This window comes from Actinoplanes sp. NPDC023714 (assembly GCF_040639855.1).
Classification (GTDB): Bacteria; Actinomycetota; Actinomycetes; order Mycobacteriales; family Micromonosporaceae; genus Actinoplanes.
In genome coordinates, this window is record NZ_JBFAAR010000002.1 from 833,207 (window position 1) to 848,686 (window position 15,480).

General features: G+C 72.3%; 15 protein-coding genes. 4 read left to right on the plus strand and 11 right to left on the minus strand.

The features are described 5' to 3' along the window. Positions 1–42 precede the first annotated feature (42 nt). Complete coding sequence (locus tag AB0G10_RS11865) at positions 43–654, plus strand: DUF4232 domain-containing protein (RefSeq protein WP_360918959.1); 612 nt, start codon at positions 43–45, stop codon at positions 652–654. Between the two features lie 5 nt (positions 655–659). Here the strand turns inward: AB0G10_RS11865 and AB0G10_RS11870 are convergent, their stop codons facing one another. Together AB0G10_RS11870 and AB0G10_RS11875 are read right to left on the minus strand one after the other, a co-directional pair. Continuing rightward, positions 660–1,196, minus strand: a complete 537-nt coding sequence (locus AB0G10_RS11870; RefSeq protein WP_360918961.1) for a hypothetical protein — start codon at positions 1,194–1,196, stop codon at positions 660–662. A 231-nt stretch (positions 1,197–1,427) separates the two neighbouring features. Then, entirely contained in the window at positions 1,428–3,017 is a 1,590-nt protein-coding gene (locus AB0G10_RS11875; RefSeq protein WP_360918963.1) for a lysyl oxidase family protein, read from the minus strand. A 162-nt stretch (positions 3,018–3,179) separates the two neighbouring features. On the opposite strand from AB0G10_RS11875, the gene AB0G10_RS11880 reads away from it, so the two are divergent. Next, on the plus strand, positions 3,180–3,722 hold the full coding sequence (locus AB0G10_RS11880; RefSeq protein WP_360918964.1) for a TOPRIM nucleotidyl transferase/hydrolase domain-containing protein: 543 nt from the start codon (positions 3,180–3,182) through the stop codon (positions 3,720–3,722). Here AB0G10_RS11880 and AB0G10_RS11885 read toward each other — a convergent pair. Beyond that, positions 3,712–4,644, minus strand: a complete 933-nt coding sequence (locus tag AB0G10_RS11885) for a LysR family transcriptional regulator (RefSeq protein ID WP_360918966.1) — start codon at positions 4,642–4,644, stop codon at positions 3,712–3,714. The genes AB0G10_RS11880 and AB0G10_RS11885 overlap by 11 nt on opposite strands. Positions 4,645–4,755: 111 nt before the next feature. Between AB0G10_RS11885 and AB0G10_RS11890 the strand changes: the two genes are divergently transcribed. Next, positions 4,756–7,584, plus strand: a complete 2,829-nt coding sequence (locus AB0G10_RS11890) for a glycosyl hydrolase (protein ID WP_360918968.1) — start codon at positions 4,756–4,758, stop codon at positions 7,582–7,584. Here AB0G10_RS11890 and AB0G10_RS11895 read toward each other — a convergent pair. From AB0G10_RS11895 to AB0G10_RS11910, 4 genes are read right to left on the minus strand one after another with little or no spacing between them, the layout of a single operon-like run. After that, a complete protein-coding gene (locus tag AB0G10_RS11895) occupies positions 7,566–8,093 on the minus strand; it encodes a dethiobiotin synthetase (protein WP_360918970.1) in 528 nt (175 codons plus the stop codon). The genes AB0G10_RS11890 and AB0G10_RS11895 overlap by 19 nt on opposite strands. Further along, positions 8,059–9,702, minus strand: a complete 1,644-nt coding sequence (locus tag AB0G10_RS11900) for a sodium:solute symporter (RefSeq protein WP_360918972.1) — start codon at positions 9,700–9,702, stop codon at positions 8,059–8,061. Before AB0G10_RS11900 ends, AB0G10_RS11895 begins: the two co-directional genes overlap by 35 nt. A 26-nt stretch (positions 9,703–9,728) precedes the next feature. Further along, positions 9,729–9,935, minus strand: a complete 207-nt coding sequence (locus AB0G10_RS11905; protein WP_360918974.1) for a DUF3311 domain-containing protein — start codon at positions 9,933–9,935, stop codon at positions 9,729–9,731. 39 nt (positions 9,936–9,974) lie between these two features. Next, entirely contained in the window at positions 9,975–10,535 is a 561-nt protein-coding gene (locus AB0G10_RS11910) for a QsdR family transcriptional regulator (protein ID WP_360918976.1), read from the minus strand. 24 nt (positions 10,536–10,559) lie between these two features. Here AB0G10_RS11910 and AB0G10_RS11915 point away from each other — a divergent pair, with 24 nt between their 5' ends. Continuing rightward, complete coding sequence (locus tag AB0G10_RS11915; RefSeq protein ID WP_360918978.1) at positions 10,560–11,111, plus strand: sugar O-acetyltransferase; 552 nt, start codon at positions 10,560–10,562, stop codon at positions 11,109–11,111. Here the strand turns inward: AB0G10_RS11915 and AB0G10_RS11920 are convergent. From AB0G10_RS11920 to AB0G10_RS11935, 4 genes are read right to left on the minus strand one after another with little or no spacing between them, the layout of a single operon-like run. Continuing rightward, positions 11,098–12,315, minus strand: a complete 1,218-nt coding sequence (locus AB0G10_RS11920) for a beta-ketoacyl-[acyl-carrier-protein] synthase family protein (protein WP_360918980.1) — start codon at positions 12,313–12,315, stop codon at positions 11,098–11,100. The genes AB0G10_RS11915 and AB0G10_RS11920 overlap by 14 nt on opposite strands. A 10-nt stretch (positions 12,316–12,325) precedes the next feature. Further along, positions 12,326–14,311, minus strand: coding sequence for a hypothetical protein (locus AB0G10_RS11925; RefSeq protein WP_360918981.1), 1,986 nt, complete (start codon positions 14,309–14,311; stop codon positions 12,326–12,328). Next, positions 14,308–14,631, minus strand: coding sequence for a PadR family transcriptional regulator (locus AB0G10_RS11930; protein ID WP_360918983.1), 324 nt, complete (start codon positions 14,629–14,631; stop codon positions 14,308–14,310). The genes AB0G10_RS11925 and AB0G10_RS11930 overlap by 4 nt, the downstream gene beginning before the upstream one ends. Before the next feature lie 33 nt (positions 14,632–14,664). Then, positions 14,665–15,366: a hypothetical protein gene (locus AB0G10_RS11935; protein ID WP_360918985.1), complete on the minus strand. Its 702-nt coding sequence runs from the start codon at positions 15,364–15,366 to the stop codon at positions 14,665–14,667. Positions 15,367–15,480 lie beyond the last annotated feature (114 nt).

Here is a 15,480-nt window from a genome sequence, read left to right on the forward strand (position 1 = left end):
AGAGGTACGTAGTCTCCGGCATCGACGTAAGGAGACTCCTCGATGCGCCATCGCCACGCTCCCGCGGCCCTTTTCGCGACGGTCCTTGCCGTGACCGCCTGCGGCGCGCCGCCGAAACCCGCCCCGGCCTCCGCGCCCTTCCTCTCCCCCGCGCCCTCCCCCTCGGCGACGCCGGTCAAGCCCGCCTTCACGCAGCTCGACTACGACGACTACTGCCGCAACCACGGCGTCACGGCGACCGTCACGCTCCAGGGCATCCGGGACGATCCGGCGGTCCGGCGCGGCCTGGTCACGCTGACCAACGCGACCGATCGCGACTGCACCATCGTGGAACGCGCCTCCATCGTGCTGACCGACGCCGACGGCGAGGTCGTCCGGGTGCCGCGGGACTACGTCGACCAGCCGCGCCCGGCCGCCCCGGTCACGCTCGAACCCGGGACCAGCGCTTTCCAGGGCATCAAGTGGACGACCTGCGACAGATCCGAAGAATCCTGCCGGGTCGGCAGCGGCCTGCGCTTCAACCTGGAGTCCGTGGTCCCACCTTCACCCGCCGAGTTGGAGGGCTTCCCACCCGGCGGCGGCGACGCCATCACCATGGCGTCGCTGCAGCTCGGCACCACCCAGCCGACTCCCCGCGGCGTCGTCGCCTGGTAGACGAGTCAGTCGAACCAGGCGACCAGCCGCACACCGTCCTCGCCGAAGCGGTGCGCGAGGGCTCGCATGACGGCGACGACGTGCTCCCATCCTGTTCCGGGGCCGAGCACATCCTGCCGGGACAGCTGCCGGTACTCGAAGCTGGTCGCCTCCTGCTGCCAGGTGCCGTACGGCGCGTCGATCGGTGACGACCCCAGCGGCGGCCGGCCGTATGCGGTGACGACGTCGTCGGGCCACTGGTCGTCGACGCGGTACTGCCATCGGGGTCCGTGCGGCCGCGGACTCACCTCCAGCACACCGCGGGCCCGCGGCGTGACCGTCATGTCGAGGTCGCGCAACTCGGGCCACGACACCCAGGTGCTGCCGTGGATCGCCTCGCCGAGCCGGGCGGTTTTCTCATACTCCGTGCGCACGGCGTCCGACACATCCTCCGGAAGGCCGCGACCGGCGGCGATCGGCTCCCATCCGGGCCAGTTCCGCACCCCGAACAGACACCCGAGGGCCGCGTAGTCGTTGCCGGGGTAGAGGGGCCAGAGATCCATGCACCGCAGCCACGGCCTCGCGGGTTCGCCTGTTCCGGCGCGAACCAGATCACGTACTTCGATCATCCCGTAGATGTCGGTCGACACGGCCCGGACGATACAGCGCTCTCGATCTCGCCGAGCCTCCAGGATCCCGGGGTGCCTCGCCGTCGCGCTTCGCGGCATCCGACGGCGGCGGACCGCCCCGGCTCCCCCGAGGGGCCGGGACGGTCCAGGTGCCGCCGTGGAGGGTCAGCCGGCTATGCCGTGGACCTTCGGGACGGTCAGGGTGCGCTTCTTCGCGGTGCCGCCGATGACGATCTGGCGGAGCGCGGAGTTGTTGGTGGTGCTGAGCTCGGAGAGCTTCTTCGACGGGTTGGCGAGGACCTGGATGTAGTAGGTGCCGTTCTTCAGGTTCGTGATGTCGAACGACTGGCCCGGCCGGTCCTGGCTGTACGTGTCGCCGTTGCCGATGTCGAGCACCTCACGCACCGCGACCACCGTGTTGGCGCCGCACGAGGTGGACAGGTCGGTGTTGTCCGGCCGCCACTTGGCGCCCTTCATCGTGTAGTCGACGGCGTCGGTGTTGGCCAGGCAGAACGCCTCCTTGCCGCTGCGCACGGCGAGTTTCCTATCCGCCTTCAGCAGGTTGTACTGCGCGAAGTCGGTGAAGTGCCAGTGCAGGTGCCCCTCGCGGTCGTCCCACTCCATGGTGCCGGCCGGGCGGGAGCCGACCTGCTTGCCGTTCGCGTCGAAGAAGTACTGGTACGCGTCCATGAGCTCGGTGCCGGTGCGCCGGAAGCCGTCGACGAGCAGCGGCGACGTGCCGGCGTTCCAGACGGTCGCGCCGAAGTTGACGTACCACTTGCCGTCCGGCTTGCCGGTCTTCTCGTTGACGCCCTCGGAGATCGAGATGCCCCAGGCCGGCAGCGACCGCAGGTCCGGCTTGGGTCCGGCCGGCACGGTCTTCCACTGTGCCCACGGCCGGGCCGCCGCGGCCCGGAACTCGGGCAGGTACGACGACACCTGCCGGTCGGCGTCCCCCTCGCCGTGGTGCAGGCCGTGCCCGGTCACCGTGTGGCTCTCCCGGGCGGCCGCCGTGCGGGAGCGCGCCACCGCCTTCGCGTCGTACTTCACGTCGACGACGTTCATGGTCACCTTCGCGGTGGCCCTGTTCGCCGGGATGCCGAACATCTTCTGGTACTTGGCGTCCACCGTGGCGGTGACCGTGTACTTACCGGCCTTCAGCTTCGCGAGGGTGGCCTGGTTCGCGGGCTGGTCCTGCACCGCCGAGTCCCAGCCGGCCTGGATGCCCCAGACCGCGCCGAGGGTGAACGGGTTCTCGCCGCCGCACCGGGTCGGGTACGGGTTGGTGGCGGGCGCGTCCCGGCGGGTGCGGCCGGAGCTGTACGAGTTCGCGCAGAACGGCGTCTTGTACTGGGCGACGACCTTACCCTTGGCGTCCTTCACGACGAACGCGGTGAAGTCCTTGAGCCCGGTGAAGTCCTTCACCGTGCCGGCCGGCAGCGCCACCGTCGTCTTCTTGCCGTTCTTCACGACCTGCCGGGTCGCGGTGATCGGCTTGTCGTACCCGGTGCGCTTCGCCCGGACCTCGAACGCGTCCTTGCCGGCGATCAGGTGCAGGCCGAGGTCGAGGTAGAGGTACACGTCGTCGCCGTCGGCGTAGCGCTCGGCGGTCACCGTATTGGTGGCGGCCACGAACGTGAGTGCGGGCGGCGCGGCGGCCGCCTCGGCCACTCCCACCCCGGCGACCGTGAGCACCACGGCGCCGGCCGCGGCGCCGAGCGCCGGCCACCGCCGCCGCTTCTGCGAGTCGATCATGTGTTCCTCCCCGTCGGGCGGCGCGTGGGGAACACGGCCGCTGCGGAAGTCATCGAACGCCATAAGCTGTGAAGACCCTGTGAAGCACGGGAGGGTTGGCACATTCCCGGGAGGTGCCGTTAACCGGTTGCCCGGTCGTGCGGGCGACGCCAGGATGGCGGCATGCCGACCAACGCCGCGTCGCTGCGGGCCACCGCGGAGGCGATGGCCCGGGCCGGGGCGGCGGCGGCCGTGGTGCTCGTCGAGGGGATCACCGACCGGATCGCGCTGGAGACGGCGGCGCGGGTGCGCGGGCGGGATCTCGGCGGCGAGGGCGTCGTCGTCGTACCGATCGGCGGGGCTCATGCGATCGGCCGCACCCTCGCGGAGCTGGGGCGGACGCCGGTGGCGGGGCTCTGCGACAGGCGCGAGGCCGGGATGTTCCGGGACCAGGTCACGACCGTGGTCTGCGACCGCGACCTCGAGGAGGAGCTGATCCGCGCGGCCGGGCTGGACGCGGTGGCCGCGATCTTCGCCGCCGAGGGGGACCTGCGGTCGTTCCGGTCGTTCCAGAAGCAGCCGGCCTGGCGCGGGCAGGAGCTGCCGGCGCAGATGTACCGGTTCATCCGCAGCAGCTCCCGGCGCAACCTCCGCTATGCCCGGCTGCTCACCGAGCGGGCCGTGCCCCCGCCGCTGGACGAGATCTTGAAACGACTCATGGACTGATCGCGGCGACCGTCCGGCGGAACCACACATGTGCCGGCTCGCGTTCGCGCGACGCGTGCCACCAGAACGCCATCCGGATCTCGTGCGCTCCGGCCGGCGGCGGCAGCAGGCGCACCCCGCCGAGCGCCGCCAGCCGTTCGGCGAGCCGGCGCTGGAGCAGCCCGACGTGTCCCGGCGACGCGGCCAGGACCAGCGGCATCGCGAGATAGCTCGGCACCACCACCTGCACCTGCGCCCGGATCCCCCAGGACTCGAGCGTGGTCGCCACCGACGGGCCGTGGAACGAGCTGACCCACCGCATGGCGCCGAGCCGCTCCGGCGTCGCGGTCTCCGCGCTCAACGGTGAGCCGTCGGCCACCACCAGCACGAACTCGTCGGCCCAGAGGTCCTCGGCGGGGTGGCCGGTGAAGATGCCGCGCGGCATGACGACCCCGTCGACGGCGCGCAGGGTGGTCTCGACGTCGTGCACGGCCGGGTCGGTCATCGGCACGAATTCCAGCCGCAGGTTCGGCGTCGCGGCGAAGCGGGGCAGCAGGTGCTCGCCGAGCAGGGCGAGCGAGCCGTCCGAGGCCATCACCGTGAACGTGCGGCGGGAGACGGCCGGCCGGAATCCGTGCGCGCCGAGGAACACCGACTCGGCGGCGGCGAGGACCTCCTCCACGGCTCCGAGCAGGCCGGCCGCGAGCGGCGACAGCTCGTACGAGGTCACGGTCCGCACCAGCAGCGGGTCGTCGAAGTGGCCGCGCAGCCGGCGCAGCGCCGCGCTGGTGGCCGGCTGCCCGAGGCCGAGCCGGGCGCCCGCGCGGGTGACGCTGCGCTCCTGAAGCAGCGCGCGCAGGGCGGGCAGCATGTTGAGGTCGAGGGCCGCCAGATCGTCCGGTCCGGTATCGGCGGCGGTGATGACGGCATCGATTGACTTCATGGCGGCTCCGTCCTTGCCCGGCCGGTCCGGGGTGGCCTAGCGTCCCGTCAACGGATGATTTCCGTCACGTTAACAGCGCCTCATCTTGAAACGATTCACGGAGCGATGTCAATGAGAAGACTCCTTTCCGTAGCGCTGGCTCTCGCGCTGACCGTCCCGCTCGGAACCACCGCACAGGCAGCCGACATCCACGAAAGAGCCGACACGCACGAAAAGAGCGGCATATCCGAAAAAGCGGAGTACGGCGCGATGTTCCGCTGGTGGTGGCCGTCGTCGGTGGACGCCACGACCGCCGTGAAGCAGCTGCGCCAGGTCGCCGCCGCCGGCTACCGGGGCGTCGAGATCGCGATGGTCATGGACGGCACCGATTACGTCGTCGACCCGGCCGAGCACTCCTACGGCGATCCGAACTGGCGTCGAGCGGTCAAAGCCGTCCTGGCCGAAGGCCTGAAGCTCGGCGTACAGATCGATCTGACCCTGGGAAGCCGCTGGCCGGCGGCGATCCCGGGCCTGGACGTGTCGAGCGATGCGGCAAGCCAGGAGCTCGTGACCGGCAGCGCCGTCGTCGCGGCGCGGGCCACCTATGCCGGACCGGTTCCCGCGCCCACCCCGCGCATTTATCAGGAACGGACAGTCGAGGACGGCGTCGTCGTCAGCACGACGAAGACCTCGGCGCCCTCCTACCAGGCGATCACGGCGACCCGCTGCGTCGCCGCCTGCACCGAGACGCAGCCGGCGCTCGACCTCACCACGGTGACCGACATCAGCGGCAGCGTCCGCGGCGGCCGGGTCGCCTGGACCGCGCCGGCCGGCACCTGGATGATCACCGGGTACTGGAAGCGGGGCACCGCGCAGCGCAACGACGCACCCTTCGGCACCACCGTCTCGCCGCTCTCCACCCCCGAGTCCCGCGTCGTCAACCACTTCGACAGGGCCGGGACCACGGCGTTCATCAGGTACTTCGACGGCCTGCTCGACACCGGGACCCGCCGTCTCCTGCGCGCGAACGGCGGATCGATCTTCGAGGACTCGCTCGAGCTCAACGGCGCCCAGCTCTGGTCACCGGCGTTCCTCGCCACGTTCAAGAGCGTTCACGGGTACGACCTGAAGCCCTACCTGCCGGTGATCGCCCGTGCCGCCGCGACGAGCCCGTTCGGCTCCCCGACGCCGATCTACACGTTCGCGGCCGGCCAGGCCGAGGCGGTCGAGCGGATCCGGCACGACATCGAGGCCACGATCAACGAGCTGTACCTGACGAACCACCTCGAACCGATCAAGGCCTGGGCGAACAGAATCGGACTCACCTACCGCGCCCAGCCCTACGGCGAGCCGATCGACCTCGGTGACGCGGCCCGGCGCCTCGACATCACCGAGTGCGAGTCGCTCGGCTGCTCCGAGGCCCGGATGCGCACCGCGGCGACGAGCGCCGCGGTCGCCGGCAAGCGGGTCGTCACCAGCGAGATGCTGCCCGGCGGGTTCGGCAACCTCTACGGGCTCACCCCGGCGCAGATCGTCGCGCTGGCGAACCGGGAGTACGCGCGCGGCATCAACCGGATGGTCTTCCACGGCCTGCCGTACCCGGCCATCCCGCCGAGCGCGGACGGGACGATCACCGACGACGCCGCGTACTGGCCCGGCTTCCACGGCTTCGGCAGCGACATCGGCGAGGCGTTCGGGCCGCGCCAGCCCACCTGGACCATGGAGCCGGAGCTCGCCGCCTACTACTCCCGGATGCAGCAGACCCTGCAGACCGGCAAGGCCCGCTACGACGTGGCCGTGCTGAACCAGACGTTCGGCGGCGACGAGCCCACCCACGACGGCGCGTTCCTCGCGGCGGCCGGATACACCTACGGCTACGTGACGCCCGGCGGCCTCGCCGGCGAGACCCCCTACCGGGCGCTCGTCCTGGACAGCGCGCCGATGTCCCTCGCGACGGCGCGGGCGATCGCCCGCAAGGCCCGGGCGGGGCTTCCGGTGGTGATCATCGGCGCCGGGCCGCGGCACACCATCGGGTACGCCGGATCGGCCGCCGGCGCCGCGGCGGAGGACGCCACCCTGCGCGGGATCTTCACCGCCCTGCGCGGGCTCCCGAACGTCCGCACCGCCGCCGACGACGCCGGCGCGCTCACGAAGCTCGGATTCGGCCCGGAGGCGCGGATCGGGGACCGGGCCGTCACGTCGACCGTGCGGGCCGACGGCCGGAACCGCTACTACGTGCTGGTCAACGGCAGCGACGAGGCGGTCACCACCTCGGCGGCGCTGACCGGCTCCCGGGGCACGGCCGCCTACCGGCTCGACCCGTGGACCGGCGAGATCACGCCCGCGGGCGACCCGGCCTCGCTGACCGTGTCGCTGCCGGCCGGTGCCGCCACGATCGTCGCGGTGGCCGGGCCGGGCTTCGCGCGGGACTTCGCCCGGGCCGGCGCCGGGTGGACCGTCACGACCGGCGCGGGACGGGCCGTCGCGGCCGGCGCGCCGATCGCTCTCGGTCACTGGTCGCTGAGCCTCGACGAGTGGCTGCCGGGCGCGGCCGGCGACTCGTCGTCGACGGCGGTGCACCGTACGCAATCGGTCCCTGACCTTGATCTTCGCCCCTGGAGCGAGATCACCGGGATGGAGGACGCCGTCGGGATCGGCACCTATCGCACCACGGTGACCGTGCGGGGCGGCGATCGGCACCGGCTCGACCTGGGCGGGGTCGGCGGCTCCTACCAGGTGTTCGTGAACGGTCACCAGACCGAGCCGGCCAACCAGCTCGGCACCGTTGTCGACCTCGGCGGCGCGCTGCGGCCCGGCGTCAACACGGTGACCGTGAAGGTGGCGAGCACCCTGCTGAACCGGCTGCGCGTGCACCGGCCGGCCGAGTTCGGCGACCGCACCCCGACCAGGAACGGCCTGTTCGGCCCGGTGACCTTGATCCCCTACCGGACGGTGAAGTAGCCGCCGCCCGGGTGGCCGGGACCCTCGTCGGGGTCCCGGCCGTCCCGGCCGCTCATCGCCGCCGCGACCGCGGCCTCCGGGGTGTCGACGTGATCGATCCCGGGCACCGGATTGCCGTTCTCGTCGAGCACCCGCCAGCCGCCGAGCGCGATCACCGGGATGCCGCCGCGGCGCCGGGCCAGGGCGATCTCGCTGAGCGTGCCCCAGGAGCCGCCGACGCTGATCACGGCGTCGGCGCTCTGCACGATGATCGCGTTGCGGGCCTCGCCCATGTCCGTGACGATCACGGCGGACAGGTCCGAGCCTCCGCGGCCGGCATCGGGCCGGATGCCGACGACGAGGCCGCCGCGACCGCGGGCGCCGGCCGCCACCGCGGCCATCACCCCGGCGCCGCCGCCGCAGAGCACCACGGCGCCCCGCTCGGCGAGCAGCTCACCCACCCGGCGCGCCCGGGCGGCCTCGTCGGCACGGCACTCAGCGGGTCCGCAGACCGCCACCTGGTAGATCATCCAGTGATTGTGGCCGGTGCGCGTGCCGGCCGCCCGCCTCGCCACGGCCGTCGACGGTGACCGGATGCTTGCGGGGCAGGCCGTCGATCAGATCGTCGAGGCGCTGGAGCTGATCGTCGCCGGCGTCGGCCCGGTAGTCGTCCGGGCTGGTGGCGTCGGCGCCGCCGGGGTTGCCGGCCGCCCGCAGCAGCAGGGTCAGCGCCACCACGACGGCGAGGTTGACCAGCAGGGCGACGACGCCGACGTAGACGCTGGAGCCGTTGCCGAGCTGCCAGGAGGAGCCGCCGAAGTGGCCGGTGCCGCCGGTTCCCGGGATGGCGTAGAGCATCCCGAGCCCCACCGCGAGGCCGGCGATCAGGCCGGTGATCAGGGCCGCCCGGTGGAACCAGCCGGTGAGCAGGCCGAGCAGGACGGCCGGGATGGTCTGTAGGATGACGACGCCGCCGATCAGCTGGAGGTCGACCGAGAACGCCGGGTCGACCGCGAGGATCAGGGCCGCCGCCCCGAACTTGACCAGCAGCGACACCCAGCGGCTCACCCGCGCCTCGGTGACCGGCGCGGCGTCAGGACGCAGATAGGGTCGGAAGAGGCTGCGGGTGAACGCGTTGGCCGCTGCGATGGACATGACAGCCGCCGGGATCAGCGCGGCCACGCTCAGTCCGGCGTACGCAATGCCCGCGGACCAACTCGGGAAGTATTCGTGGATCAAGCGCGGGATGACGGTGTTGAGGTCGCCGTCCACCGGCGTGATCCCGCGGGAGAGCGCGAAGAAGCCGAGCAGCGCCATCAGCGCCAGGGCGAGGCAGTAGATCGGCAGGGCCGCGGCGTTGCGGCGCACGGTGGCCCGGTCCTTCGCGGCGAGCATGCCGACCAGGGCGTGCGGGTACGCGAAGATCGCCAGTGCCGACCCGATGACCAGGGTGAGGAAGCCGAGGTGACCGCCCGGCGGCAGCAGCAGGCCGTCGGCCGGGTTCGGGGTCGCCGCGAAATGCTCGGCCGACTGCTGGAACGCGTGGTCCCAGCCGCCGTACATGGCCACCATGATCACGGCGGTGAGCAGCATCCACGCCATCAGCACGTCCTTGACCACGGAAAGCAGGGCCGGCGCCCGCAGCCCGGACCGGAACGTGCAGACCGACACGACGGTGACCGCGGCGAGCAGCGGCCACTCGCCGCCGAACCCGACCGTGCGCAGCACCGCCTGCAACGCGAGGAGCTGCACGGCGACGTACGGCATGGTGGCCAGGATCCCGGTGAGCGCGACCGCGGCACCCAGCCCGGGCGACCCGAACCTCGCGCTCGCGAACTCGCTCAGGGTGACGAAGCCGTGCCGGCGCGACACCGACCACGCCCGGGTCGTGAAGACGAAGGTCAGCGGCGTCGTGATGATCGCGAACGGGATGGCGAAGTACCCGATCGCGCCGACCCCGTAGGTGAGCGCCGGGACCGCGATGAACGTGTACGCGCTGTACATGCTCCCGCCGATCAGGAACCAGGTGACCCAGTTGCCGAACGAGCGGCCGCCGACACCCCACTCCTCGAGGCTGTGCGGATCCTCCGGCGCCCGCCAGCGCGCCGCGCCGAACCCGAGCACCAGTACGAGTCCCATGAGGACGAGGAAGACGCCGACCTCCATCACTCCCCGCCCTCACGCGTCGCCACGTGCACCCCGGTGATCACCAGGATCGCGAAGATCGCGCAGGCGAACTGGTACCAGAAGAAGAACGGCACGCCCAGCAGGGCCGGCTCGATACGGTTGGCGAGAGGGGTCAGCAGGGGCGCCGCCACGGGCAGAACCAGCAGCCATTGCCAGTGACGCGAACGTGGAGCAGGTGTCGGCATCGCCGCACCATATTCAGGTGTCGATGCGTTGCACCATGATTAACAGGAAAGCTGCGACAGCTGTCTCAACAGGGTCCGCACCGCGCGTTCGGCGAGCGCCAGATCGGCCGGCCGGCCCGCCACGAGCTCGGCGTAGAGCGCCGACTCGATGATCCGCACGTAGAGGTAGGCGACGTCCGGGCCGGCCCGGTCCAGCCCGGCCTCCCGGAAGATCTCCTGCTGGGTGACGACGACCCGCTCGGTGAGGCCGCCCGCGTGGGTGAGCAGGATCCGGGCGGCCGCGTCCGGCTCGGCCGTGAGGAACCGCCGGAACGGCTCGGACGCCAGCAGCTCCTCGGCGAACCGGTGCGTCACCTCGACGACGCCGTCCACCCCGGCCCGGGTCCGCCGGCGCCGGGCCTCGGCCAGCATCCGGTCGGCGAGCCGCCACAGCACGTCGCCGAGCAGCCGGTCCCGGCCGTGCGTGACCCGGTAGAGCGTGGCGCGGCTGATGCACATCGCGGCGGCCAGCCCGTCCATGTCGACGGTGCCGTGCCGCAGGAAGAAGTGACAGCCCGCGCGCGTCACCTCGTCGTCGCTCACCACCCGGCGCCCGGTCACGCCCGCCACCGTACCGTCAGTCCCATGTACAACGACCTAGCCCCGGAACTGGTGGAGGCGCGGCAGCGGACCGTGCTGCTGACGAACGAGTACAACGCCACCTTCGGCCGGCCCCAGGAAGAGCGTGAGGCAGTCCTGCGGCGGCTGCTCAAGAGCGTCGGCAGCCAGTGCCACTTCGAGCCGACATTCCGGTGCGAGTTCGGGTCGGGGATCAGCATCGGCGACCACTTCTACGCGAACTTCGACTGCGTGATGCTCGACTACGGTGGCATCACCATCGGCGACCACGTGCTGTTCGGGCCGCGGGTCGGCATCTACACCTCGAACCACGCCATCGACGCGGCGGAGCGGGTGGCCGGCGGCTGCTACGCGAAGCCGGTCGTGATCGGCGACCGGGTGTGGGTGGGCGGCGGTGTCACGATCAACCAGGGGGTGACGATCGGCGAGAACGCGATCATCGGCTCGGGCTCGGTCGTGACCAGGGACGTCCCGGCGAACGTGATCGCGGTCGGCAACCCGGCGCGGGTCCTGCGCGCCGTCACCGACGCGGACCGGACCGGATTCACGCCGATGTGAACAGCAGCGACACGTTCTGCCCGCCGAAACCGAACGAGTTGCAGATCGCGGCCCGCACCGGCCCGCGCCGCGGCTTGCCGGCCACCACGTCGAGTTCCACCTCGGGCGCCTTCGCCTCCAGGTTCAGCGTCGGCGGGATCACCCCGTCCCGGATCGTCAGCACGGTGAGGATGCTCTCGACCGCCCCGGCCGCGCCGACCAGGTGACCGAGGCTCGACTTCGGCGCGGTCAGCACCACGTGGTCGCCGAGCGCGGCCCGCACCGCCGCGGCCTCGCCGAGGTCACCGACCACCGTGGACGTCGCGTGGCAGTTCACGTGGTCGACGTCGGCAGCGGTCAGCCCGGCCGACGACACCGCGGCCCGGACGGCCCGGATCTGCCCGGTACCGGCCGGGTCGGGCCCGGTGATGTGGTGGGCGTCGGCGGTCACCCCGAACCCGGCGAGCCGCCCGTGCACCCGCGCGCCCCGGGCCGCCGCGAACTCGGCGCGCTCCAGGATCAGCACCCCGGCGCCCTCCCCCAGCACGAACCCGTCCCGATCCACGTCGAACGGCCGGGACGCCCGCTCCGGGGCGTCGTTGCGCCGGGACAGCGTGCGCGCCTGCGCGAACCCCGCCACGATCAGCGGCTCGATGCACGACTCCACGCCGCCCGCGATGACGACGTCCGCCTCCCCCGAGCGGATCAGCCGCATCCCGAGGCTGAGCGCCTCCGCTCCCGAGGCGCAGGCCGACGCCGTCGTGTACGTCCCGGCCCGCGCCCCCAGCTCGATGCTCACCCAGGCGGCCGGCCCGTTCGGCATCATCATCGGGATCGTGAGCGGCGAGATCCGCCCCGGTCCCTTCTCCTCGATGAGGTCGTCCTGGGCCAGCGCGGTGGACACGCCGCCGATCCCGGTCCCGATGACCACGGCCACCCGCTCGGGTTCCGCCCGCGGGCTGCCGGCGTCCGCCCACGCCTGCCGAGCGGCCACCAGGGCAGCCTGCTCAGCACGATCCAACCGCCTTGCCTGTACGCGGGGCAGCACCGTGGCCGGCGAGACGGACATGGGAGCCGCGATCACCGTCGGCAGCTCGCATCCGCGCAGCAGATCGTCGACGCGGCGCACCCCCGACCGGCCGTCGAGGATGCCCTGCCACAGTGAGTCCACGTCGCCGCCCAGCGGTGTGGTGGCGCCCATCCCGGTGATCACGACGTCCCGCATCGGGTTCCCCCTAGGTGGTCACGACTGACTTGCCGTCCACCGTAGAGGGCTTCGCCGCGACCGGCCCGTCCAGTCGTGCCACGACGACCGCCGCCAGCGGCGTGACCAGCAGCGCCGCGCCCGGAACCACCGAGATGCCGTCGGCCGGGTAGCCGAGCCCTTCGATCGCGAAGAGCAGGTTCGGCGCCATCGACAGGAAGAACGCCGACCCGAGCCAGAGCGCGACGGTGACCGGCGCCGCGGCGACCACGAGCAGCGTCCACAGTGCCGCGGTCCGGCCCCGCGGGCGCGGCCGGTGCCGGCGCAGCAGCGCGATAGTGAGGACGGCGAGCGGCAGGCCCGCGGCCGCACCCCACAGCGCCGGGCCGTTGTCCTCGGAGTCCGTCGCCACCGGCGCCAGGCCGGCCACCAGCACGGCGGCGAGCGGCACCACGACGATCAGCGCCGCCACGGCGATCGGCAGCCGGCGCCGGCCGAGGGTCACGGCCGCGAGCGCGGCGAGCAGCACCCCGAGCACGGCCAGCCCGGTCGTGGTGAGCCGCAGACCGGCCGGCAGGAACGGGTGGTTCACCCCGGGCGTGCCCTGGAACAGCAGCTGCGGCGCGCAGGCCGCGCCGATCACCGCGGCGGCCGCGACCCGGCGGCGTACGGTGGCGTCACGCCAGGCCGCGTCCAGCACTCCCCCGGCCGCGAACCAGGACGCGACCGTCACGGCGGCGCCGATCAGCAGCGCCAGCCGCAGGCCGCCGCCACCGGCCACCGCGGCGCGGACCAGCACGCCGTCGGCCACCACCAGCAGCACGGTGAGCACGATCGCGGACGCGCCGGCCCGCCGCCGGTCGGCCACCGCCGCCAGCATGCCCACGGCGGCCAGCAGGATCGCGCCCCAGCGCAGCTCGGCCACCCACAGGTAGATTTCGCCGTCGCCGCCCGGCATCGGCGCGGCCGCCGAGACGCCGGGCATGGCCGGGCTGAGGATGGCGAGCGTGTACGCCCAGCCGGTCACGCCGAGCGCCACGGTCAGCGCCCCGGCGGCGGCGAGGAGTCCCGACGGCGTCCTGGCCGGCTCGTTCTCCGGTCTCGTCGCGGCCGGCTCGGTCTCCGCTCCCGTCACGGCGGCGGCCGGCTTCCGGGCGGCCCGGCCGTAGGCGAGGGCCAGGACGCCGAACACCGCCAGCGTGATCGCCCACGGCCCCATCCAGTAGAAGGCTCGGCTGCTCAGCGCGCCCTCGGGGATGACGGTGAACTCGGACGGCGGCTCGCCGGTGAACATCGACGCGGTGAACGCGGCCCCGGGGCTCGCACTGGTCAGCATCAGCGGCACGGTGGCGGCGGCCGCCGCGGCGACACTGACGAGGGGGACGCCGGCCACGAGCATCCACGTCCTCCCCCGCACGCCCAGGACGGCCATGCCGGGAACCCAGATCGCCAGGCCGGCCAGCACCGCGACGATCCAGAGCGGGTCCTGGCCGGTCACCGGATGGGTGAGCAGCGCCGGGGTGAGCAGCAGCGGGGCGAACACGGCCGACGTCGCCGGCCCGAACCGGCGGGTCCGTTCGAGCGGCATCCGGCGGCCGAGCCAGCGGCCGGCGAGCAGGCACCAGGTCGCCGCCACGAGGACGCCCTCGATCGCCGTGCTGAACCAGTCGCCGCCGTAGGTCTCGTACCCGAGAAGGGGTGTCATGAACTGGACCAGCGAACCGGCCAGCATGGTCACACCCAGCGTGAGCATCCCGGCGAACACCACCGCGAACGCCGGCGTCATCGGCGGCGTGGTCTCACCCCAGCCGCGCGGCGCACCACTGCCGTCCCGGAACGGCGGCGACGCGAGCAGGCTGAACGCGTAGCCGAGCCCCTGCCGGGTGCCGCCCGGTTCCGCCTGGATCGCGGTGAGCTCGGCGTGCCACTCCCGCGCCATCTCGTCGCGGATGCCGGCGGGCCAGCGCCGGGCGGCCAGGCCGAGGATCCGGTGAGCGAGCGTGTCCAGGCCCTTCATGCCATCCCCGGCTTCGTCACGAACGCCCTGTCCAGCTGCTGCCGCAGCGCCGCCAGCTCGGCCCGAGCCGCGACGAGGCCGTCCGGCGTGAGCCGGTAGTACCGCCGCGCCGGCCGCCCCGCCTCCGCCGGATCGATCTCCTCCCACCGCGTCTCGACCCAGCCCGCCCTCTGCAGCCGCAGCAGGATCGGATAGAGGGTGCCGCTCGGATGCCCGCTGGCACGCATCAGGTCGAGGCCGTAGCGAGAGGCCTCCGGATCTTCGAGAAGGGCCGCGAGCACCTTCGACACGGCCGTTGTCACACGTACGGGGTCGGTCATGCGGGAGACCGTAGCGCACCCTCGCTAGTTTCTCTACATAGGGTCCGGGCTGGCCCGTTGTGTGATGGCGACGATGAGGTTGGACAACGCGAGGGTGCACGCCGCGATGCTGATCGTGAATGCCGCGAACTCGTGCAGGGGCGCGAGCAGATCGCCGCATCGGGCGTTCGACCACGGAAGCGTCGACAGCGTCAGGATCTCGCCGGCGCACAGCATGAAGATCGTGGCGTTCGAGACGGCTCGATGCAACGAATCGTCGAGCCTGCGGTGGAAGAACCGGGCCTCGATGCCGAGGGCCACCAGCAGCAGCGGGATGATCTGGCTGGTCTGGGCGAAATACTCCTGGCTTATCGCGCCGTAGCAGTCACCGTCCTGCGCCAGGCCCGGCGCATTTCTCCGGACCGCGACATTGACGATGTCCAGGGTGACCACCATCGCGCCCCCGACGATCCACCAGCGCGCCGAACCCTCGGCCCAGGCCGCTCGCGGCCGGCGAAGATCGGGCTTGGTGGTGAACAGGAATGCCAGGAACAGCCAGAACGCGTCCGCCGCAGGTAGAGCCCACCATGGTGGATCGTCGTCGAACAAGCCGAACGACCCGGCACCACCCTCCACGACGGGTTCGGTGAGACCGAGCGGAATCACCAGGAGAAGCAGAACCAGGAACGGACTCCGGCTCGCGAGGTCGCCATCATCCGACTCGCGGATCGCCGGTTCTTCCACGGTGCGTCCCATCGTCGGTCCTGCTCTTCGGCGCGGGCACCCGAAGCGTCTCCCGGCCCGGGCCGCATCGGCATCAGCCGATCGTCGGCATCTGCGGCGTCGGTTCGGAGAGGTGGCGGCGATGGC

Coding starts and splice junctions, on each gene's coding strand:
- AB0G10_RS11880 (WP_360918964.1), top strand. CDS start 3,180: ATGCCGACCAACGCCGCGTCGCTGCGGGCCACCGCGGAGGCGATGGCC.
- AB0G10_RS11890 (WP_360918968.1), top strand. CDS start 4,756: ATGAGAAGACTCCTTTCCGTAGCGCTGGCTCTCGCGCTGACCGTCCCG.
- AB0G10_RS11930 (WP_360918983.1), bottom strand. CDS start 14,631: ATGACCGACCCCGTACGTGTGACAACGGCCGTGTCGAAGGTGCTCGCG.
- AB0G10_RS11870 (WP_360918961.1), bottom strand. CDS start 1,196: ATGGATCTCTGGCCCCTCTACCCCGGCAACGACTACGCGGCCCTCGGG.
- AB0G10_RS11920 (WP_360918980.1), bottom strand. CDS start 12,315: ATGCGGGACGTCGTGATCACCGGGATGGGCGCCACCACACCGCTGGGC.
- AB0G10_RS11885 (WP_360918966.1), bottom strand. CDS start 4,644: ATGAAGTCAATCGATGCCGTCATCACCGCCGCCGATACCGGACCGGAC.
- AB0G10_RS11915 (WP_360918978.1), top strand. CDS start 10,560: ATGTACAACGACCTAGCCCCGGAACTGGTGGAGGCGCGGCAGCGGACC.
- AB0G10_RS11895 (WP_360918970.1), bottom strand. CDS start 8,093: ATGATCTACCAGGTGGCGGTCTGCGGACCCGCTGAGTGCCGTGCCGAC.
- AB0G10_RS11935 (WP_360918985.1), bottom strand. CDS start 15,366: ATGGGACGCACCGTGGAAGAACCGGCGATCCGCGAGTCGGATGATGGC.
- AB0G10_RS11865 (WP_360918959.1), top strand. CDS start 43: ATGCGCCATCGCCACGCTCCCGCGGCCCTTTTCGCGACGGTCCTTGCC.
- AB0G10_RS11900 (WP_360918972.1), bottom strand. CDS start 9,702: ATGGGACTCGTACTGGTGCTCGGGTTCGGCGCGGCGCGCTGGCGGGCG.
- AB0G10_RS11905 (WP_360918974.1), bottom strand. CDS start 9,935: ATGCCGACACCTGCTCCACGTTCGCGTCACTGGCAATGGCTGCTGGTT.
- AB0G10_RS11875 (WP_360918963.1), bottom strand. CDS start 3,017: ATGATCGACTCGCAGAAGCGGCGGCGGTGGCCGGCGCTCGGCGCCGCG.
- AB0G10_RS11925 (WP_360918981.1), bottom strand. CDS start 14,311: ATGAAGGGCCTGGACACGCTCGCTCACCGGATCCTCGGCCTGGCCGCC.